Annotated in this window: 19 protein-coding genes; 12 read left to right on the top strand and 7 right to left on the bottom strand. The window is 59.5% G+C overall.

Annotated features, from left to right (window positions below; all coding sequences use genetic code 11):
• Positions 1-57 precede the first annotated feature (57 nt).
• Complete coding sequence (locus ACA064_RS30045) at positions 58-639, bottom strand: DUF6436 domain-containing protein (protein WP_497671335.1); 582 nt, start codon at positions 637-639, stop codon at positions 58-60.
• Between the two features lie 102 nt (positions 640-741).
• On the opposite strand from ACA064_RS30045, the gene bipL reads away from it, so the two are divergent.
• Positions 742-1,695 (top strand): phospholipase BipL, encoded by a 954-nt coding sequence (bipL, locus tag ACA064_RS30040; RefSeq protein ID WP_497671334.1) that lies wholly within the window; start codon positions 742-744, stop codon positions 1,693-1,695.
• Between the two features lie 132 nt (positions 1,696-1,827).
• Here bipL and ACA064_RS30035 read toward each other — a convergent pair whose 3' ends face one another.
• Positions 1,828-2,580 (bottom strand): DUF2059 domain-containing protein, encoded by a 753-nt coding sequence (locus ACA064_RS30035; RefSeq protein ID WP_497671333.1) that lies wholly within the window; start codon positions 2,578-2,580, stop codon positions 1,828-1,830.
• A 108-nt stretch (positions 2,581-2,688) separates the two neighbouring features.
• Between ACA064_RS30035 and ACA064_RS30030 the strand changes: the two genes are divergently transcribed.
• Together ACA064_RS30030 and ACA064_RS30025 are read left to right on the top strand one after the other, a co-directional pair.
• The gene (locus tag ACA064_RS30030; protein ID WP_497674356.1) at positions 2,689-3,321 is read left to right on the top strand and encodes a 2OG-Fe(II) oxygenase; all 633 of its coding nucleotides are present in this window, start codon (positions 2,689-2,691) and stop codon (positions 3,319-3,321) included.
• A gap of 2 nt (positions 3,322-3,323) precedes the next feature.
• Positions 3,324-3,809 carry a 2-thiouracil desulfurase family protein gene (locus ACA064_RS30025; RefSeq protein ID WP_497671332.1) on the top strand — a complete coding sequence of 162 codons (486 nt, stop codon included), beginning with the start codon at positions 3,324-3,326 and terminating at the stop codon, positions 3,807-3,809.
• Positions 3,810-4,007: 198 nt separating this feature from the next.
• Here the strand turns inward: ACA064_RS30025 and ACA064_RS30020 are convergent, their stop codons facing one another.
• Positions 4,008-4,781 carry a transporter substrate-binding domain-containing protein gene (locus ACA064_RS30020; protein WP_497671331.1) on the bottom strand — a complete coding sequence of 258 codons (774 nt, stop codon included), beginning with the start codon at positions 4,779-4,781 and terminating at the stop codon, positions 4,008-4,010.
• A gap of 134 nt (positions 4,782-4,915) precedes the next feature.
• Between ACA064_RS30020 and ACA064_RS30015 the strand changes: the two genes are divergently transcribed.
• Positions 4,916-5,356: a DUF4399 domain-containing protein gene (locus ACA064_RS30015; protein WP_497671330.1), complete on the top strand. Its 441-nt coding sequence runs from the start codon at positions 4,916-4,918 to the stop codon at positions 5,354-5,356.
• Between the two features lie 123 nt (positions 5,357-5,479).
• Here ACA064_RS30015 and serA read toward each other — a convergent pair whose 3' ends face one another.
• Positions 5,480-6,709 (bottom strand): phosphoglycerate dehydrogenase, encoded by a 1,230-nt coding sequence (gene serA / locus ACA064_RS30010; protein ID WP_150642257.1) that lies wholly within the window; start codon positions 6,707-6,709, stop codon positions 5,480-5,482.
• A gap of 201 nt (positions 6,710-6,910) precedes the next feature.
• On the opposite strand from serA, the gene ACA064_RS30005 reads away from it, so the two are divergent.
• The 4 genes from ACA064_RS30005 (at position 6,911) to ACA064_RS29990 (ending at position 11,213) form a co-directional block, all read left to right on the top strand.
• Complete coding sequence (locus tag ACA064_RS30005; RefSeq protein ID WP_497671329.1) at positions 6,911-8,305, top strand: D-2-hydroxyglutarate dehydrogenase; 1,395 nt, start codon at positions 6,911-6,913, stop codon at positions 8,303-8,305.
• 28 nt (positions 8,306-8,333) lie between these two features.
• On the top strand, positions 8,334-8,999 hold the full coding sequence (locus ACA064_RS30000) for a fumarylacetoacetate hydrolase family protein (protein ID WP_497671328.1): 666 nt from the start codon (positions 8,334-8,336) through the stop codon (positions 8,997-8,999).
• 241 nt (positions 9,000-9,240) lie between these two features.
• The gene (locus ACA064_RS29995) at positions 9,241-10,167 is read left to right on the top strand and encodes an SdiA-regulated domain-containing protein (protein ID WP_497671327.1); all 927 of its coding nucleotides are present in this window, start codon (positions 9,241-9,243) and stop codon (positions 10,165-10,167) included.
• A 128-nt stretch (positions 10,168-10,295) separates the two neighbouring features.
• Complete coding sequence (locus ACA064_RS29990) at positions 10,296-11,213, top strand: SdiA-regulated domain-containing protein (RefSeq protein WP_497671326.1); 918 nt, start codon at positions 10,296-10,298, stop codon at positions 11,211-11,213.
• A 107-nt stretch (positions 11,214-11,320) separates the two neighbouring features.
• Here ACA064_RS29990 and rpiA read toward each other — a convergent pair whose 3' ends face one another.
• The gene (rpiA, locus tag ACA064_RS29985) at positions 11,321-11,995 is read right to left on the bottom strand and encodes a ribose-5-phosphate isomerase RpiA (RefSeq protein WP_150642262.1); all 675 of its coding nucleotides are present in this window, start codon (positions 11,993-11,995) and stop codon (positions 11,321-11,323) included.
• Positions 11,996-12,140: 145 nt separating this feature from the next.
• On the opposite strand from rpiA, the gene ilvA reads away from it, so the two are divergent.
• Entirely contained in the window at positions 12,141-13,655 is a 1,515-nt protein-coding gene (ilvA, locus tag ACA064_RS29980; RefSeq protein WP_497671325.1) for a threonine ammonia-lyase, biosynthetic, read from the top strand.
• A 38-nt stretch (positions 13,656-13,693) separates the two neighbouring features.
• Entirely contained in the window at positions 13,694-14,122 is a 429-nt protein-coding gene (locus ACA064_RS29975) for a DUF2269 domain-containing protein (RefSeq protein WP_497671324.1), read from the top strand.
• Positions 14,123-14,153: 31 nt separating this feature from the next.
• On the opposite strand, the gene ACA064_RS29970 is transcribed toward ACA064_RS29975, so the two are convergent.
• On the bottom strand, positions 14,154-14,810 hold the full coding sequence (locus tag ACA064_RS29970; RefSeq protein ID WP_497671323.1) for a histidinol-phosphatase: 657 nt from the start codon (positions 14,808-14,810) through the stop codon (positions 14,154-14,156).
• Between the two features lie 143 nt (positions 14,811-14,953).
• On the opposite strand from ACA064_RS29970, the gene ACA064_RS29965 reads away from it, so the two are divergent.
• Both ACA064_RS29965 and ptsP read left to right on the top strand, forming a co-directional pair.
• Entirely contained in the window at positions 14,954-15,433 is a 480-nt protein-coding gene (locus tag ACA064_RS29965) for an RNA pyrophosphohydrolase (protein ID WP_150806187.1), read from the top strand.
• A gap of 22 nt (positions 15,434-15,455) precedes the next feature.
• Positions 15,456-17,735: a phosphoenolpyruvate--protein phosphotransferase gene (gene ptsP / locus ACA064_RS29960; protein WP_497671322.1), complete on the top strand. Its 2,280-nt coding sequence runs from the start codon at positions 15,456-15,458 to the stop codon at positions 17,733-17,735.
• Between the two features lie 159 nt (positions 17,736-17,894).
• Here ptsP and ACA064_RS29955 read toward each other — a convergent pair whose 3' ends face one another.
• The gene (locus ACA064_RS29955) at positions 17,895-18,641 is read right to left on the bottom strand and encodes an NRDE family protein (protein WP_497671321.1); all 747 of its coding nucleotides are present in this window, start codon (positions 18,639-18,641) and stop codon (positions 17,895-17,897) included.
• Positions 18,642-18,657: the final 16 nt, after the last annotated feature.

Genomic DNA, 18,657 nt, shown 5'->3' with positions numbered 1-18,657 from the left:
CATTTAGCACAGGCCTCCTGTGCTGCGCAGCGTTGTCCTTGAAAAGTCAGGAATGCCTTAGTTCGTCTGGCTGATCGGCCACGGGCAATAACAGCCCACCGCCAGCGTATGGGTGGCGCTCACCGCACGGCCCTCGTTCAACGCCTGCAGCATCGGTTCAATAAAGCTGTTGTTGGAGTTACAGGTCAGGCCTTCGCTATAAGGCCCGAAATACGCCAGTTTGCCGTTGCGATCCCATATCGCCACGGCGGGGCTGGCGGGGATGTGTTCGGCGCCGGGCAGGGTCGACAGGGGCTTCAGGCTGCTCAGGGTGCTGGGCAATTGCCCGTGGCTGCCGGGCTTTTGCACCGAATAGAACTCCACGCCCTGGGGTCCGAAATGTTCGATCAGTTCGCTCAGGTGCTGCTGGTTGCCGACATTGCACGGGCAGGCCGGGTCCCAGAAATGCACCAGGCGGATAGCCCCGGGGCCGGCCAGCTCGGCGGGCAGGCTCAGGGGGTCGCCGGAAAACACTGCGGTCTGGTCGCTGAAGGCGCGCAGGTAGCGCCCCTGAAACCAGTCGTAAGCCATCCACAGCGCACCGGCGCACACAAGGGCGAGCAGGCTGGCAAGCAGTGTCGTGCGGTAGGGCAGACGCATACGGATCAATCCTCGAAGGTCGGGTAGCTTGCCATGCTTGCCGCGACAGATGAATATCGCAGACCTATAAAGTCTGTTTCGCGTTTTTGTCTGGAATTCTTCATGCCTGCCACCTTCGACCCCGATCACTTGCGTGCCAGCCTGCGACCTTTGGCCGCTGCGCAACCGCTGTCGGTTGAAGCTCAGGCCTATCAGCGTTTCTATGGACTGGATTTTGCCCGGCACAGTGTCCCGGTCAAGCGGGCGCTGGGACGCTTCGAGGTCGGCAACTATGAGCTGGTCAGCCAGGTCTGGTGGCCATCGCAGGCCGTGGCCACGCTGTTTTTGTTTCACGGCTTCTACGATCACATGGGACTCTACCGGCATGTGATCGAGTGGGCGCTGCAGCAGAAATTCGTGGTGATTTCCTGTGACCTGCCGGGGCATGGCTTGTCCAGCGGCGAGCGCGCCAGCATCGAGGATTTCGCCGAGTACCAGGCCGTACTGCAAGGGTTGTTCGCCGAGGCGCAGTCCCTCGATCTGCCGCAGCCATGGCATCTGTGCGGACAAAGCACCGGCGGGGCGATAGTGCTTGATCATCTGCTCAATCACGGCGCCAGCAGCCCGGCGCAGGGACAGACCATTCTGCTCTCGCCGCTGGTGCGACCACGGTCCTGGGGTTGGTCGCAGTTGAGCTACTACCTGGTCAAACCCTTCGTCAAAGGCATCGCCCGGCGTTTCAGCGAGAACTCCAGCGACCCGGCGTTTTTGCCCTTCCTGCAGGCCGATCCATTGCAGCCGTTACGGCTGCCGACTGCCTGGGTCGGCGCGCTGGCGCGCTGGATCAAGCGTATCGAGGCCGCACCGCGCAGCAGCCGCCGGCCACTGATCGTTCAGGGGCAAGCGGATATGACGGTGGATTGGGCGCATAACCTGGAGGTGTTGCGCAGCAAGTTCGATCAGCCGCAGGTGTTGATGCTGCCTGAGGCGCGGCATCACCTGGCGAATGAAACAGCGGTGTTGCGCGAGCGTTTTTTCGGGTTTTTGAATGAGCGGATGACGACTCGGGATTTGTAGTGCCTTTGAGGGCGTCATCGCGAGCAGGCTCGCTCCCACACTCAATTTCGGCCATACACAAAATCCGTGTTCGCTGAAGATCTAGATGTGGGAGCGAGCCTGCTCGCGATTGGATTCTGCAGGCGCCTCAGGTCACTGGGTCAGGCTCGAGGTACTTTGTCCCACCGCCAATCCCGCGCGGATCGCTGCCAGCGCGGCCTGATAGTAAGCCTTGCCTTCCTGCGACTCGGCGAAGGTGGCGAATTCTTCCAGTTCCGTATCAGACAGGTCACGGTAGACGTAGAGCAAAGTGTTGTTCAGGTCGGTGCCAATCTGATCCATCAGCCGCTGACGCTGACCATTTAGCATCCCCTGGGCCTGACCACTGCCCAGCAGGCCAGGGATCATCTGGCTCAGGCTGTCGGCGGCAACCCCGGCGATGGCCAGGCTGACTTCGGCACCGGCCTCGCGGGCAGGCAACGCCTGCGCCAAGTGACCAATGATCAGCAGGCGGGCATCGCTGGCCTCGATTTTCGGCAAGCCCTGGGCGTTTTTCGCCAATTGGTCGCGGCGGGTTGCCAGCAGTTCGGCGGCGACGATCTTGCGGCCCAAGGGTGACTGAAAAAACGCCAGTGCCGGTTTCGGATCGGCGAGTTTCTGCCGTAACTGCGCCTGGGCTCGCTGGTCCATCGCCTGGGGGGCAAAGCGCTGATTGCTGTTGTTCACCAGTGCCTGAAACACCGCGGGCGGCAGGCTGTTTTTGTAGCGTTGCTGGGCGGCGGTGAGGGCATCATTAAAATGCGCGCGTTGTTCTGGCCAACCGGCGACCTTGTATAACTGGTCGAGGCCGTCTGCCCAAACGGGCAAAGTGCAGAACATCAGCAGTGAAAAAAGCAAACGGCGCATAAGGACTCCTGTCAGCAGGCCACTATTCTCCGTGTGAGCCCAACACTTGTCGAGAATTCGTATCAGCCCGCTCTGCGGCTCTGTCGGATTTACAGGCGTATGGATACTATGCGCGACATGCAAATACCCTCTGACCACCCGCTGCTATTACGTATCGTCGACGACCTGGCTGCACGCGGCTGGTCGCAGCAGAATATTTTCCTGCCAGAGGCTCTGACCCTGGAACTGGCGGCTGAGTGCCGTAAACGTGCGGCGGAGGGTGAGCTGGCTCCGGCCGCGGTGGGTCGAGGGTCTTCCCAGGAAATTCGCGAGGGGATTCGGGGCGACCACATCCAGTGGCTCGAGCCCGGTCAGGTCGAGTGGTGCGACAGCTACCTGGGGTTGATGGACAGTCTGCGGCTTGCCATGAATCGCGGGTTGTTTCTGGGGCTGGAAGATTTCGAAAGCCATTTCGCGCTGTACCCGCCAGGCGCGTTTTACCTCAAGCATGTCGATCGCTTTCGTGATGATGACCGGCGCATGGTCTCTGCAGTGCTTTATCTCAATCAGGCCTGGTTGCCTGAGCATGGTGGCCAGTTGCGGATGTATCTGGATGAAGGCGTTGAATATGATGTGGTGCCCACCGGCGGTTGCCTGGTGGTGTTCCTTTCCGGCGAAGTGCCCCATGAAGTCCTGCCGGCCACTCGGGATCGTCTGTCGCTGACGGGGTGGTTCCGCCGCCGCGGTAATGAGCCGTTCTGAAGATGCAAAAGATTCTGGTGAGTCGCTGTTTGCTCGGGCACCGCGTGCGTTACGACGGCGGGGCCGGCGGGCCGTTCGATCAGCTTGAACAGTGGGTCGTCGAAGGTCGAGTGGTGGCGCTGTGCCCGGAGGTGGCCGGCGGATTGCCGACGCCACGAGCTGCGGCCGAGATTCCCGGCGGGCAGGGCGCTGACGTGCTGGATGGCAGCGCCCGGGTACTGACTGCCGAGGGGCACGACGTCAGCGCTGAGTTCTTGTCCGGCGCGCGACAGGCTCTGGCGCTGGTTGAACAGCACGGCATACGGATTGCCGTGCTCAAGGCCAACAGCCCATCCTGCGGCAATCTGCTGACGTATGACGGCAGCTTCAACGGGGTCAAAGTCAGCGGGGAGGGCGTTACCGCTGCGTTGTTGAAGCGCAACGGGGTGCAGGTGTTCAGTGAGCTGGAGTTGGCTGAGGCCGCGGCCGCGTTGGCGGCTTTGAACTGAGGCGAACACAATCCTTGTGGCGGGGAGCTTACTGTGGCGAGGGGGCTTGCCCCGTTGGACGGCGCAGCCGTCCCAAAACAGGCGACCGCGTTTTGACAGGCAGAGCGCATCAACCGACTTTACGACTGCTGCGCAGCCGAACGGGGGCAAGCCCCCTCGCCACAAATTGAACGCAAGACTCCGGATTTCTGACAAACCTCAAGGCGTGGGCGGTTTGCTCGCATCCATCCCGAACCATTTTTCCGAAAGTGCCATCAACCGACCGTCAGCCTTGATGCGCTGCAGGGCCTTGTCGATGCTGGCCTGGAACGCCGGGTTACCCTTCTGGAATGGAATCGCCAGGCTCAGCGTCGGGCCGACTTTGGCACCTTCCTTCACCGGCAAGTGGCTGTCACGAATGGCGTAAGGCACCAGCAGACGATCGCTGATGGCCGCGTCGATCTGCTTTTCCGCCACATCCTTGAGTGGCTGTTGCGCGTCGGGGTAGCTGCGCAGGTCAATGCCCTCGACGGTGCGTGCCTGCTCGACGAACTGGCTGCTTTGCGCCACGCCCAGCGCCTGCCCCTTGAGCGCCTGCAGCGAACCCAGCGGGCGTTGCTCTTCCTGGCGCACGATCAACTGCGCACTGGAGTAGCTATAAGGTTCGCTGAAGTCGAAACGTTCCTTGAGTTCGGGGGTCGTTGCTATGTGGTTGATGGCAACGTCGTATCGGCCGCTTTCGACGCCTTGCAGCAGATCACCCGAGTCGGTGACGACGAAATCCGCACGCACGTCCAGCTCGCTGGCAAGCATGTGGCCCAGTTCGACCTCGAAACCACTGAGCTTGCCGTCATCCTTGAAGTTGAATGGCGGCGTATTGGCTTCCACAGCGATGCGCAACTCGCCACGGTCATGCACATCATCGATCAGTTCGGCTTGAGCGCAAGTGCTCACCAGGGGTAGCAAAAGTAACAGGCCAGGCAAAAACCGCATGGTCACTCCTTTGAATTCAAATGTGCTGTGCGCGGTATCTGGTGCGCTTTGCTATGGTGTTGATTGGCTTCGACAACTATTTGTCACTAAGTTGTCGCAACCCTACAGATTTTGCTGAAAAACTGGAGAAGAGAATGAAAACCTTAATGTCTCATGCTGCTTTTGCCAGCCTGTTGCTGGGAGCTTCGATGCTGGCGAACGCCGCGGACGGCATCCCGCGTTCCCCGACCCCCAAAGGCGCGGAAGTGTTCATCGTCTCTCCCGAAGACGGTGCCACGGTAGGTCAAACCTTCAAGGTCAAATTCGGCGTCAAGGATATCGCCCTGGCTCCGGCCGGCGATCAGACCAAAAACACCGGCCACCATCACCTGCTGATCGACGTCGACAAATTGCCGGCCGAGACCGCGCCGATCCCTATGGACGCCAACCACATGCACTTCGGCAAGGCGCAGACCGAAGCCGAGGTCAAGCTGGCCCCAGGCAAGCATACCCTGCAGCTGGAACTGGGCGACAAGAACCACGTGCCGTTCGACCCGCCGATTGTCTCGAAGAAAATTACCGTGACCGTGAAGTAAAAAAAAGGAGCCCACGAGGGGCTCCCTTTTTTTATAGCTGCAAGCTGCAAGCTGCAAGCTGCAAGCTGCAAACTCAAACCAAACTCCAGCTTGCCGCTTGAAGCTTAAAGCTTGCCACTGCTCCTAGAACAACACGCGGCAACGGATGGTGCCGTTGATGTGCTGCAGCTTCTCTTGCGCCAGGTCCGAGTATTCGGCGTCGACATCGATCACGACGTAGCCGACTTTCTCGTTGGTCTGCAGGAACTGACCGGAGATGTTGATACCGTTTTCGGCGAAGACCTTGTTGATCTCGCTCATCACACCCGGAATGTTCTGGTGGATGTGCAGCAAACGGTGCTTGCCAGGGTGAGCTGGCAGAGCCACTTCCGGGAAGTTGACCGAGGACACCGACGTACCGTTGTCGCTGTACTTGACCAGCTTCTCTGCCACTTCCAGACCGATGTTGGCCTGGGCTTCGGCAGTAGAGCCGCCGATGTGCGGAGTCAGGATCACATTGTCCAGGCCACGCAGCGGGCTTTCGAACTCTTCGTCATTGGAGCGTGGCTCCACCGGGAATACGTCGATGGCCGCGCCGATCAGGTGCTTGTCCTTGATCGCGTCCGCCAAGGCTTGCAGCTCGACCACGGTGCCGCGAGCAGCGTTGATCAGAATGCCGCCCTTCTTGATGGCGCGAATTTCTTTCTCGCCGATCATCCACTGGGTCGCAGCGGTTTCCGGAACGTGCAGGGTGACGATATCGGACATGCCCAGCAGCTCGGTCAGGCTGGCGACCTGAGTCGCGTTACCCAATGGCAGCTTGGTGATGGTGTCGTAGAAGTACACCTGCATGCCCAGGCCTTCAGCCAATACCGACAGCTGAGTGCCGATCGAGCCGTAACCGACGATACCCAGCTTCTTGCCGCGGATTTCGAATGAGTTGGCCGCGCTTTTGATCCAGCCGCCACGGTGGCAGGAAGCGTTTTTCTCGGGAATGCCGCGCAGCAGCAGGATCGCTTCAGCCAGGACCAGCTCGGCCACCGAACGGGTGTTGGAGTAAGGTGCGTTGAAGACCGCGATGCCGCGTTCGCGAGCAGCGTTGAGATCTACCTGGTTGGTGCCGATGCAGAAACAGCCGACAGCGACCAGTTTCTTCGCCTGATCGAAGATCTCTTCGGTCAGTTGAGTACGGGAGCGAATGCCGATGAAGTGAGCATCAGCGATCTTTTCCTTCAGCTGGGCTTCCGGCAGAGAACCGGTGAGGTACTCAATGCTGGTGTAACCGGCGGCCTTGAGGACGTCGACAGCGGATTGGTGGACGCCTTCGAGAAGAAGGAACTTGATCTTGCTCTTGTCGAGGGAAGTCTTGCTCATCTGCGTAAACCTGTGTCCCGGAGAAAAATGGCAGGGAAGGACAGCCGGAGCTGACCTGCGCGGCATATTAGCCGTCACCGCAGAACGCCTTTGGGCACTATCCTGCGGGGGCGGTATGCTAGCATATGCACCCCGCAAACACTCATTCCTGCGACGTGAAGCGTTCTCAGGATGACCATGAATTGTTCGAGAGTTCTGTCGATGACCAATCCTGCCCTGATTGATGAGCTGAAGACCCTGGTTGAGCCTGGCAAGGTGCTGACCGATGCCGACTCCCTGAATGCTTACGGCAAGGATTGGACCAAGCATTTCGCCCCGGCCCCCACTGCCATCGTGTTCCCGAAGACCACCGAGCAAGTCCAGGCCATCGTGCGCTGGGCCAATCAGCACAACGTTGCGCTGGTGCCATCCGGCGGGCGTACCGGGCTTTCCGCCGCGGCGGTGGCCGCCAATGGCGAAGTCGTGGTGTCGTTCGATTATATGAACCAGATCCTCGACGTGAACCTGACGGACCGCACCGCGATCTGTCAGCCGGGCGTGGTTACCGAGCATTTGCAGAACGTTGCTGAAGAAAAAGGCCTGTATTATCCGGTGGACTTCGCTTCGGCCGGTTCCAGCCAGATTGGTGGCAATATCGGCACCAATGCCGGCGGGATCAAGGTCATTCGCTACGGAATGACCCGTAATTGGGTGGCTGGCATGAAAGTCGTGACCGGCAAGGGCGACCTGCTGGAATTGAACAAAGACCTGATCAAGAACGCCACTGGCTACGACTTGCGTCAGCTGTTCATCGGCGCCGAGGGCACCCTGGGTTTCGTCGTCGAAGCCACCATGCGCCTGGACCGGGCGCCGAAAAATCTCACCGCGATGGTCCTCGGCACCGCCGATTTCGACTCGATCATGCCGGTGCTGCACGCATTCCAGAACAAGCTGGACCTGACTGCCTTCGAGTTTTTCTCCGACAAAGCGTTGGCTAAAGTCCTGGCTCGCGGTGATGTTCCTGCGCCGTTTGAGTCCGATTGCCCGTTCTATGCGCTGCTGGAATTCGAAGCAACTACCGAAGAAGTGGCTAACGATGCCCTGGAAACCTTCGAGCATTGCGTCGAGCAGGGTTGGGTGGTCGATGGCGTGATGAGCCAGAGCGAACAACAACTGCAGAATCTCTGGAAGTTGCGCGAATACATCTCCGAAACCATTTCCCACTGGACGCCGTACAAGAACGACATTTCGGTCACTGTGTCGAAAGTCCCGGCATTTCTCAAGGAAATCGACGCGATCGTCGGCGAACACTACCCGGACTTCGAAATCGTCTGGTTCGGCCACATCGGCGACGGCAACCTGCACTTGAATATCCTCAAGCCGGATAACCTGAGCAAGGACGAGTTCTTTGCCAAGTGCGCAACGGTGAACAAGTGGGTGTTCGAAACCGTCGAGAAGTACAACGGTTCGATTTCCGCTGAACATGGCGTCGGCATGACCAAGCGCGATTACCTGACCTACAGTCGCTCGCCGGTTGAGATCGAATACATGAAGGCCGTCAAGGCGGTATTCGATCCGAACGGCATCATGAACCCGGGCAAGATTTTCGCCGTTTGATTCTCTATCTTTGAAGCAGGAGTGGTAAATGAGCTATCAGCACCAGTATGTCGACGGTACTCGTATTCACTTCCCGCTCGGGAAGGTGGTGTGCATTGGCCGCAACTATGCCGAACACGCCAAGGAACTGGACAACCCGGTACCCACTGAACCCCTGCTGTTCATCAAGCCGGGAAGTTGTGTGGTGCCGCTGGAAGATGGCTTCACGATTCCGACCGAGCGCGGCTCGGTGCATTACGAGGCGGAAATTGCCGTGTTGATCGGTAAGCCGCTGTCGACCAAGCCGAGTCGCGAAGAGGTGCTCGACGCGATTTCCGGTTTCGCTCCGGCACTGGACCTGACCTTGCGTGACAAGCAGGCAGAGCTGAAATCCAAAGGCTTGCCGTGGGAAATCGCCAAGTCGTTCGACGGCGCTGCCGTTCTGGCACCGTTCGTGGTCAGCAGCAGCTTTGACGATCTGACCGACATCGGCATCCGGCTGACCATCAATGGCGAAGTCCGTCAGGATGGCAACAGCCGCGACATGCTCAACCCGATCATACCGATGATCCAGTACATGGCCGGCTGCTTCTCGCTGCAGGCCGGTGATGTGATCCTCACGGGTACTCCGGTGGGCGTCGGCCCGCTGAATGTCGGTGACGAACTGGTACTGGAGTTGCCGGGTGTGAGCAGCTTCAACAGCAGCGTTCGCTGATTCAGCACGCGCACAACCCCTGTGGGAGCGAGCTTGCTCGCGATAGCGGTGTTTCAGTCAATATCAATATTGAATGTGCCGGCCTCATCGCGAGCAAGCCCGCTCCCACATTGGGTGCAGGGCTTTCCTGCCATTTCCCGTTTTTTTCACATTTTGTCTGGATAATTCCTGGGGACTGGGCACGCTAGCCTGTCCACGTTGTGCTATTAACCACAGCTGATTTTTCCGGAACGCTCTCTCAATGCACACGCAACCCGCTTCCATCCAGGATACTGCTCGTCGCTCGCGCTTCGCCATGCGCTGGTATTCCTGGCTCTTGCTGGTCGGGGCGATTGGGTATGGCCTCGCGTTCGTGATGCATTGGGATGATCGGGCTGTGCTTTGGTTGCAAGAGCATCTTGAAAGCCCGGTCGGTCGCCAGGAAAGCGTCTGGTTACCGGACTATCGGGTAGTGATCGATGCCAAGCCGCTGTCGGGCATGGAGAAGGACGAAGCCTCGGATATCGCCTACAACCCGCTCAGCAAAACGTTGTTCGCGGTAATGGGGAAAAACCCCTTCCTCGCCGAATTGACCCTGCAAGGCGAGGTCTTGCGCAAAATACCGTTGCAGGGCTGGAGCAATCCGGAAGGTGTGGCGGTGATGGAAAATGGCTTGATCGCCATTGTCGATGAGCGCAAGCACAGCTTGAGCATCGTCAAGGTTGACGCCCAGACTCGTGAACTGAATTTCGACAGCTTCCCGAAATATGACCTCGGGCCCTCGAAAGACCAGAACAAGGCCTTCGAAGCGATTGCCTGGGACAGTCGCAACCAGCAGTTGGTATTGGGCGAGGAGCGGCCGCCGGTGTTGTTAACCTGGAAAAGCGATGGCAGTCAGATTCTCAAGGGCGACAAGTACAAGCTTGAGAGCAATGAGCTGGACCTGCGTAACCTCTCGGCCTTGGCCATCGATCCGCGCACCGGCCATACTCTGGCGTTGTCTGCCGATTCGCATCTGTTGCTCGAGCTGGATGAAAAGGGCGACAAGGTCAGCTTCATGACCTTGCTCGGCGGTTTCAATGACCTGAAAAAGACCATTCCGCGCGCCGAAGGGGTGACGATCGACGAGGCGGGCACGCTGTATATCGTCAGCGAACCGAACCTGTTCTATCGATTGGAAAAAAGGTAGGTCTGTCGGAGCTGGTTGTAGGAATCGTCCTAAGCTAAGCCTGCATCATCCGATTACATTCACTATTAAGCTTGAATTCATTAATTCGTGGTATTTCATCGGCCCGTTTTGTATTTGAGCTTGCCTGCATGCGCCAACTTGCCCGTCTCAAACCTCTTCTGCTGATCCTGTTGCTGGCGGCATTGATCGCGCTGGCGGTTGTTGGCCAGCATCTGCGGCTGTTCGAACGAACCTGGTTCAACGTGCAGACCTGGTGGCAACCGGCTGACGCTCGGTCCATGGGCCTGGCGGATTATCGGGTAACGCTGGAAGCCAGGGTCATCGACGGGCTGGATGACGACGTATCGGCCCTGACCTATGACCCCGTGCGCAAAAGCCTGTTTACGGTCACCAACAAGAATGCCGAACTGGTCGAGCTGTCCCTCGATGGCCGGATCCTGCGGCGTGTGGCATTGATCGGGTTCGGCGATGCAGAGGCCATCGAGTTCATCAGCGCCGACACCTATGTGATTACCGATGAGCGCCAGCAACGCCTGATCAAAGTTCACCTGGAAGACGGCACGCAGTTCCTCGACGCGGCGGACGCCGAGCAGATTTCGCTCGGGGTACACATGAGCAGTAACAAGGGCTTCGAAGGGCTGGCGTACGATTCGGTGGGCAAGCGGCTGTTCGTCGCCAAGGAACGCGACCCGATGCTGATCTATGAAGTGCAGGGTTTCCCGCATTACAACCCGGAGAAGTCCTACGCGGTTCATGTGGTCAACAATCCCAAGCGTGATGCCGGGCTGTTTGTCCGTGATCTGTCGAGCTTGCAATACGATGAGCGCAGCGGGCATTTGCTGGCGCTGTCCGATGAGTCGCGATTGGTGCTGGAACTGGATGTCGATGGCCGGCCGCTGAGTACCCTGTCACTGCGCAAGGGGCGTCAGGGGCTGCAAAAGACCGTGCCGCAAGCGGAAGGGATCGCCATGGATGACGATGGCACGATTTACCTCGTCAGCGAACCGAACCTGTTCTACGTCTTCAAGAAACCGTCACCACCCTAATAGGCACCACAAAACCAATGTGGGAGTGAGCAAGCTCGCTCCCACAAGGGATTAGTGTCGATCGCAAAAAGTGTGGGCAGCTGCTCCCGCAATTTTTGAGTTCGGGTTTATTTGGCGCGCAGGGTTTTCACGCCTTCGCTTGTACCCAGCAACAGCAGATCCGCCGGACGCGCGGCGAACAGGCCGTTGGTGACCACGCCGACGATGGCATTGATCTGGCTTTCCAGCTCGACCGGGTTGGTGATCTGCAGGTTGAACACGTCGAGGATGATGTTGCCATTGTCAGTCAGCACGCCTTCACGGTAGACCGGGTCGCCGCCCAGCTTCACCAGCTGACGAGCCACATGGCTGCGGGCCATCGGGATTACTTCGACCGGCAGCGGGAAGGCGCCCAGCACCGGCACCAGTTTGCTGGCGTCGGCGATGCAGATGAAAGTCTTGGCCACGGCCGCGACGATCTTCTCGCGGGTCAGGGCTGCGCCGCCACCCTTGATCAGGTTCAGGTGTTCGTCGCTTTCATCGGCGCCGTCGACGTAGAACTCCAGGTCGCCAACGGTATTGAGTTCATACACCGGAATGCCGTGGCCCTTGAGGCGGGCGGCGGTGGCTTCGGAGCTGGCGACCGCGCCGTCGAACGCGCCCTTGTGCAGGGCCAGTGCGTCGATGAAGCAGTTGGCGGTGGAACCGGTGCCGACCCCGACGATGCTCTTGTCGTCGAGTTTTGGAAGGATGAAATCGACGGCGGCCTGAGCCACTGCCTGTTTGAGTTGATCCTGGGTCATGCGGGCTCCGAGGGTGCCGAAGGGGAACGAAAGGCCGGCATTATAGCCGTATGCCCGGTTAAAACCTCTTGATTCGTGTGGTCGCACGGCCAAACGCTGAGTTAGACTCCTTGACCCTGCCCAACTCGCTCAGTGATGCTTTCCGATGCTCGAACAGTACGTCAAGAAGATCCTCACCTCGCGCGTTTATGACGTTGCCGTAGAAACCCCATTGCAGACTGCCCGTCAGCTCTCCGAGCGGCTGGGCAATCAGATCCTGCTCAAGCGTGAAGACTTGCAGCCGGTGTTCTCGTTCAAGATTCGTGGCGCTTACAACAAGCTTACCCAGTTGACCGATGAAGAGCGCTCGCGTGGCGTGGTCACCGCCTCGGCCGGCAACCATGCGCAGGGCCTGGCCCTGGCGGCCAAGGTGCTGGGGGTCAAGGCGATCATTGTGATGCCCAAGACCACTCCGGAGATCAAGGTCGAAGGCGTGCGTTCCCGTGGCGGCAAAGTAGTGCTGCACGGTGATAGCTTTCCGGAAGCATTGGCTTACTCGCTGAAGCTGGTCGACGAAAAAGGCTACGTCTACATCCACCCCTACGATGATCCGCACACCATTGCCGGGCAGGGCACCGTGGCGATGGAGATTCTGCGTCAACATCCGGGGCGCCTGGACGCCATTTTCGTTCCAGTGGGCGGCGGCGGCCTGATCGCCGGGATCGCCGCTTATGTGAAATACCTGCGTCCCGAGGTCAAAATCATCGGTGTCGAGCCGGATGATTCCAATTGCCTGCAAGCCGCCATGGCGGCCGGCGAACGTGTGGTATTGCCGACCGTGGGGCTGTTCGCCGATGGCGTGGCCGTGGCGCAGATCGGTCAGCACACCTTCGATATCTGCAAAGACTATGTCGACGAAGTGATCACCGTCAGCACTGACGAGATCTGCGCGGCGATCAAGGATATCTACGACGATACTCGCTCGATCACCGAACCTGCCGGCGCCTTGGGCGTGGCCGGGATCAAGAAGTATGTCGAACTGCGTGGCGTCACCGGCCAGACCCTGGTGGCCATCGACTCCGGGGCCAACGTCAACTTCGACCGCTTGCGCCATGTCGCCGAGCGCGCCGAGTTGGGTGAGGGCCGCGAAGCCATCATCGCCGTGACCATTCCGGAGCAGCCTGGCAGCTTCAAGGCGTTCTGCGAAGCCATTGGCAAGCGCCAGATCACCGAATTCAATTATCGCTACAACACCGGCAGCGAGGCGCACATTTTCGTCGGCGTGCAGACCCATCCGGAAAACGACCCACGCAGCGCGCTGATCAGCAGCCTCACCGAGCAGGGTTTCCCGGTAGTCGACCTGACCGACAATGAACTGGCCAAGTTGCACATCCGGCATATGGTCGGCGGTCACGCGGCGCGGGTCAGCGATGAAGTGGTATTTCGCTTCGAGTTCCCGGAGCGTCCGGGCGCGTTGTTCAACTTCCTCAATAAACTCGGCGGGCGCTGGAATATTTCGATGTTCCATTACCGCAACCATGGTGCCGCAGACGGGCGAGTGGTCGCGGGTCTGCAGGTGCCTGCCGATGAACGTCATCTGGTGCCGGCGGCGCTGGCGGAAATCGGTTACCCGTACTGGGATGAAAGCGATAACCCCGCGTATCAGCTGTTCCTCGGCTGAGGGACTACGCTGATGGGCACGGCTAAGGAGTCGAAGAAATGGAAATGCTGACCACCCTGAAAACGCTCCACATCCTGGCGACCGTGCTGCTTCTGGCCAGTGCGCTGGGGTTGGCGATCTGGGTCTGGCGCGCTCGGCGCAAGGGTGACGCGACGATTCACACTCGCACCTTGCAGCGGCCGTGGCTGTTCGTCTGGCTGCTGATGGGTATTTGCCTGATCAGCATGCCGTTCAGCGGCTGGTGGCTGGCGCATCTGGTGGGCTGGCCGCTGGGGCAGACCTGGATTCTTGCCTCCAGCGTGCTTTACACCGTTGCGGCGTTGGCCTGGTTCTGGCTGCTGGTGCGGCTCAACCGGTTGCGCAAGGCACCGGCGGGGAGCAATGGGAAGTTTACGTTTGCCTTAGCGCTGTTCAGTTTTGTGTGTTTTATCGCCATTGCCGGGTTGATGGGCGCCAAGCCGGTTTAAGGCTTGGGACCGAGGTGACCCCTTTTGTTTTTCAATCGCGCAACGAAATCACCGGCCAACCGCGCTTCTCGGCTTCAGCCCGCAAATTCGGATCGGGATCCACCGCTACCGGATGGGTCACCAACTCCAGCAACGACAAATCATTCATCGAGTCGCTGTAAAAATAGCTGTCTTCCAGGCTGAACCCGGTCTCTTCCAGCCAGCGTTGCAGGCGTGTCACCTTGCCTTCGCGAAAACACGGGACGTCGGTGCTGCGCCCGCTGTAGCGGCCATCGATCATTTCGCATTCGGTGGCGATCAGGGTCTCGACGCCCAAGCGTGCGGCAATCGGCCCGGTAACGAAACGGTTGGTGGCGGTGATGATGACTACTTTGTCGCCGGCCGCCTGATGTTTGGCCAGCAGTTCAATGCCCTTGGGCAGCACGATCGGCTCAATGCAGTCGCGCATGTAGTCGCGATGCCATTCGTCCAGCTGGGCCATCTCGGTGCGTCCGAGAATTTCCAGGCAGAAGTTCAGGTATTCGGCATTGTCCAGCTTGCCGGCCAGGTAATCCTGATAGAACTCATCGTTACGCGCTTTGTAGGCGACGGCGTCGAGGATGCCCCGTTCGCACAGGTAGTCGCCCCAGGCGTGGTCACTGTCGCCGCCCAAAAGTGTGTTGTCCAAGTCGAATAAAGCCAGGCGCATTGCGGTTACTCGCTGAAAAGTCTGTAAAAAGGCGTCCAGAATACGGACTTTTCACAAGAGTGCACATAAGGTAGGTCGCCTCGTTGCTGCTTTAACAACCTTTGTGGAACAATGCGGCGACATGCGTTTGCGAGGTTGTTGCCGTGATCGACCCCGATGGTTTCCGCCCCAATGTCGGGATCATTCTGACGAATGATGCCGGCCAGGTGCTATGGGCTCGCCGTATCAATCAAGATGCCTGGCAGTTTCCTCAGGGAGGTATCAATCCTCAGGAGACGCCGGAAGACGCCTTGTATCGCGAGTTGAACGAAGAAGTGGGACTGGAGCGCGAAGATGTGCAAATTCTCGCCTGCACCCGGGGCTGGTTGCGCTATCGTTTGCCGCAACGTCTGGTGAGGACGCACAGCCAACCGCTGTGCATCGGCCAGAAACAGAAATGGTTTCTCCTGCGCCTGGTCTCCAACGAGCAGCGGGTGCGGATGGATTTGACCGGTAAACCGGAATTCGATGGCTGGCGCTGGGTCAGCTATTGGTATCCGTTGGGCCAGGTGGTGACATTCAAGCGCGAGGTGTATCGACGCGCTCTCAAAGAGCTTGCCCCGCGCCTTTTAGCGCGCGACTGACGACGGAGTTCGACCCCGAGCCATGCTCAATACGCTGCGCAAAATCGTCCAGGAAGTTAACTCCGCCAAGGATCTCAAGTCGGCGTTGGGGATTATTGTGTTGCGCGTCAAAGAGGCCATGGGCAGCCAGGTTTGCTCGGTCTACCTGCTGGACCCCGAGACCAACCGTTTCGTGCTGATGGCCACCGAGGGCTTGAACAAGCGCTCGATCGGCAAGGTCAGCATGGCACCCAACGAAGGTCTGGTCGGTCTGGTCGGTACGCGTGAAGAACCCCTGAACCTCGAAAACGCTGCCGATCACCCGCGTTATCGCTACTTCGCCGAAACCGGTGAAGAGCGCTACGCTTCCTTCCTTGGCGCACCGATCATTCACCACCGCCGCGTCGTCGGCGTGTTGGTCATCCAGCAAAAAGAGCGGCGCCAGTTCGACGAAGGCGAAGAAGCCTTCCTGGTGACCATGAGTGCCCAGCTTGCCGGGGTTATCGCTCACGCCGAGGCCACTGGCTCGATCCGCGGTCTGGGTCGTCAGGGTAAAGGCATCCAGGAGGCCAAGTTCGTCGGCGTACCCGGCTCGCCCGGTGCCGCGGTCGGTACCGCGGTGGTCATGCTGCCGCCAGCGGATCTGGACGTGGTGCCGGACAAGACCATCACCGATATCGAAGCCGAACTAGGGCTGTTCAAAACCGCGATCGAAGGCGTTCGCGCCGACATGCGCACGCTGTCCGCCAAGCTGGCGACTCAGCTGCGTCCGGAAGAGCGGGCGTTGTTCGATGTCTACCTGATGATGCTCGATGACGCATCGCTGGGTAGCGAAGTGACCACCGTGATCAAGACCGGTCAGTGGGCCCAGGGGGCCTTGCGCCAGGTGGTCACCGATCACGTCAACCGTTTCGAATTGATGGACGACGCCTACCTGCGTGAGCGGGCATCGGACGTCAAGGACCTCGGCCGGCGCCTCCTGGCTTATCTGCAGGAGGAGCGTCAGCAGACCTTGGTGTATCCCGACAACTCCATTCTGATCAGCGAAGAACTGACGCCGGCCATGCTCGGCGAGGTGCCGGAAGGCAAGCTGGTGGGTCTGGTCTCGGTATTGGGTTCGGGCAACTCCCACGTGGCGATCCTGGCCCGGGCCATGGGCATCCCGACGGTGATGGGTCTGGTTGACCTGCCGTATTCCAAGGTCGACGGCATCCAGATGATCGTCGATGGCTATCACGGCGAGGTCTACACCAACCCCAGCGAAGTACTGCGCAAGCAGTTCGCCGAAGTGGTCGAAGAAGAGCGGCAGTTGGCCCTGGGGCTGGATGCGCTGCGCGACTTGCCGTGTGTGACCCTCGATGGTCACCGCATGCCATTGTGGGTCAACACCGGCCTGCTGGCGGATGTGGCGCGGGCACAGAAGCGCGGCGCCGAAGGCGTAGGTCTGTACCGCACCGAAGTGCCGTTCATGATCAATCAGCGTTTCCCGAGCGAAAAGGAGCAGCTGGCGATTTATCGCGAGCAACTTGCCGCCTTCCATCCGCAACCGGTGACCATGCGTAGCCTGGACATCGGTGGCGACAAGTCGCTGTCGTATTTCCCGATCAAGGAAGACAACCCGTTCCTCGGCTGGCGCGGGATCCGCGTCACCCTCGACCACCCGGAAATCTTCCTGGTACAGACCCGGGCCATGCTCAAGGCCAGTGAAGGCTTGAACAACCTGCGTATTCTGCTGCCGATGATTTCCGGTACCCACGAACTTGAAGAAGCTTTGCACCTGATCCACCGCGCCTGGGGTGAAGTGCGCGACGAGGGCACGGATGTGCCGATGCCACCGGTTGGGGTGATGATCGAAATCCCTGCCGCGGTGTATCAGACCAGGGAACTGGCGCGGCAAGTGGACTTCCTTTCGGTTGGTTCCAATGACCTGACCCAGTACCTGCTGGCTGTGGACCGCAACAACCCACGGGTGGCCGATCTCTACGACTACCTGCACCCGGCGGTGCTGCAAGCGCTGCAGAATGTAGTGCGTGACGCCCATGCCGAAGGCAAACCGGTGAGCATCTGCGGTGAGATGGCCGGTGATCCGGCGGCGGCGGTACTGTTGATGGCGATGGGCTTTGACAGCCTGTCGATGAACGCCACCAACCTGCCGAAAGTGAAGTGGATGCTGCGCCAGATCAACCTGAGCAAGGCCAAGGAACTGCTGGCGGAGTTGATGACCATCGACAACCCGCATGTTATCCACAGCTCGCTGCAACTGGCGCTGAAGAACCTCGGGTTGGCGCGGATGATTAATCCGGCTTCGGCCAAGACCCTCTAAACCTGCATCGCACCTGTGGCGAGGGGGCTTGCCCCCGCTCGGCTGCGAAGCAGTCGTAACCCGGCTGATGCATTTTTCCTGAAAGTCCGCGGTTGCTGGTTTTAGGACCGCTACGCGGCCCAGCGGGGGCAAGCCCCCTCGCCACAGTGCCGACAACGCCTAAACCCTGACTTCAACCTCCCCCAAATGCCCGCCATAAGGCCCAAAGCTGCGCTCGACCATATGCCGTGAACCATCGGCATTAACGATCAGCGCGGTACTGGCTCGAGTGCCGTAACTGGGACTGGCAATAAACACACTCGACAACAGGCTTTCGGTCGCCAGGCCAACCCCGGTGTCGGGAAGCTCGGCGAAGGGCGCGGTCTGTGGGTCATTCAACAGTGCGAGCAGCGCCTGCGGCTGCGGATCGTCGAGGACTTCGCTTAATGCCGCCTTGGCCTTGAGCACTTTCGGCCATGGGGTATCGAGCCCTGCGTTGGACAGTCCGTAGATACCTGCTGCCAACAGGGTAGGCTCAGAGTGCAGCGCGTTGTAGTGCCATAACTCATTTGAAGTGCCAAGCAGCAGGTTGAATCCGGCATATTCGACCGATCTACCGACAACCTCGGCTAAATAGTGATCAATTGGCATTTCCCCACTCAGAAAGCGTGCCACCAGCTCACCCCGTGAGCGACGGGCCGGAGGCTGATTAGGATTGCGGATATTGGTCAGCGCCGCAAAACGTCCAGCGGCACCGACTCCCAGCCAGGTGCCCCCGGCCTCCAGATCGCGACCGGCATAAACCTGCGGTACCTCAGGCCATTGCGCCAACGGCAGGCTCGGGCGGGCATAGAACTCGTCGCGGTTGGCGGCCACGATCAGCGGTTGGGCGTGGCCAGGCCGCCAGGCGAAAACAATCAGGCACATAAGGTGATCCTTGTGT

Source organism: Pseudomonas sp. LBUM1658, from assembly GCF_059716055.1.
Note: the sequence above shows the minus strand (reverse complement) of the source record. Positions and strands in the feature narration are given on the sequence as shown.

What these genes read in the sequence shown, in the direction of transcription:
- ACA064_RS30045 (WP_497671335.1), bottom strand. Translation starts at nt 639, where the DNA reads ATGCGTCTGCCCTACCGCACGACACTGCTTGCCAGCCTGCTCGCCCTT.
- bipL (WP_497671334.1), top strand. Translation starts at nt 742, where the DNA reads ATGCCTGCCACCTTCGACCCCGATCACTTGCGTGCCAGCCTGCGACCT.
- ACA064_RS30035 (WP_497671333.1), bottom strand. Translation starts at nt 2,580, where the DNA reads ATGCGCCGTTTGCTTTTTTCACTGCTGATGTTCTGCACTTTGCCCGTT.
- ACA064_RS30030 (WP_497674356.1), top strand. Translation starts at nt 2,689, where the DNA reads ATGCGCGACATGCAAATACCCTCTGACCACCCGCTGCTATTACGTATC.
- ACA064_RS30025 (WP_497671332.1), top strand. Translation starts at nt 3,324, where the DNA reads ATGCAAAAGATTCTGGTGAGTCGCTGTTTGCTCGGGCACCGCGTGCGT.
- ACA064_RS30020 (WP_497671331.1), bottom strand. Translation starts at nt 4,781, where the DNA reads ATGCGGTTTTTGCCTGGCCTGTTACTTTTGCTACCCCTGGTGAGCACT.
- ACA064_RS30015 (WP_497671330.1), top strand. Translation starts at nt 4,916, where the DNA reads ATGAAAACCTTAATGTCTCATGCTGCTTTTGCCAGCCTGTTGCTGGGA.
- serA (WP_150642257.1), bottom strand. Translation starts at nt 6,709, where the DNA reads ATGAGCAAGACTTCCCTCGACAAGAGCAAGATCAAGTTCCTTCTTCTC.
- ACA064_RS30005 (WP_497671329.1), top strand. Translation starts at nt 6,911, where the DNA reads ATGACCAATCCTGCCCTGATTGATGAGCTGAAGACCCTGGTTGAGCCT.
- ACA064_RS30000 (WP_497671328.1), top strand. Translation starts at nt 8,334, where the DNA reads ATGAGCTATCAGCACCAGTATGTCGACGGTACTCGTATTCACTTCCCG.
- ACA064_RS29995 (WP_497671327.1), top strand. Translation starts at nt 9,241, where the DNA reads ATGCACACGCAACCCGCTTCCATCCAGGATACTGCTCGTCGCTCGCGC.
- ACA064_RS29990 (WP_497671326.1), top strand. Translation starts at nt 10,296, where the DNA reads ATGCGCCAACTTGCCCGTCTCAAACCTCTTCTGCTGATCCTGTTGCTG.
- rpiA (WP_150642262.1), bottom strand. Translation starts at nt 11,995, where the DNA reads ATGACCCAGGATCAACTCAAACAGGCAGTGGCTCAGGCCGCCGTCGAT.
- ilvA (WP_497671325.1), top strand. Translation starts at nt 12,141, where the DNA reads ATGCTCGAACAGTACGTCAAGAAGATCCTCACCTCGCGCGTTTATGAC.
- ACA064_RS29975 (WP_497671324.1), top strand. Translation starts at nt 13,694, where the DNA reads ATGGAAATGCTGACCACCCTGAAAACGCTCCACATCCTGGCGACCGTG.
- ACA064_RS29970 (WP_497671323.1), bottom strand. Translation starts at nt 14,810, where the DNA reads ATGCGCCTGGCTTTATTCGACTTGGACAACACACTTTTGGGCGGCGAC.
- ptsP (WP_497671322.1), top strand. Translation starts at nt 15,456, where the DNA reads ATGCTCAATACGCTGCGCAAAATCGTCCAGGAAGTTAACTCCGCCAAG.
- ACA064_RS29955 (WP_497671321.1), bottom strand. Translation starts at nt 18,641, where the DNA reads ATGTGCCTGATTGTTTTCGCCTGGCGGCCTGGCCACGCCCAACCGCTG.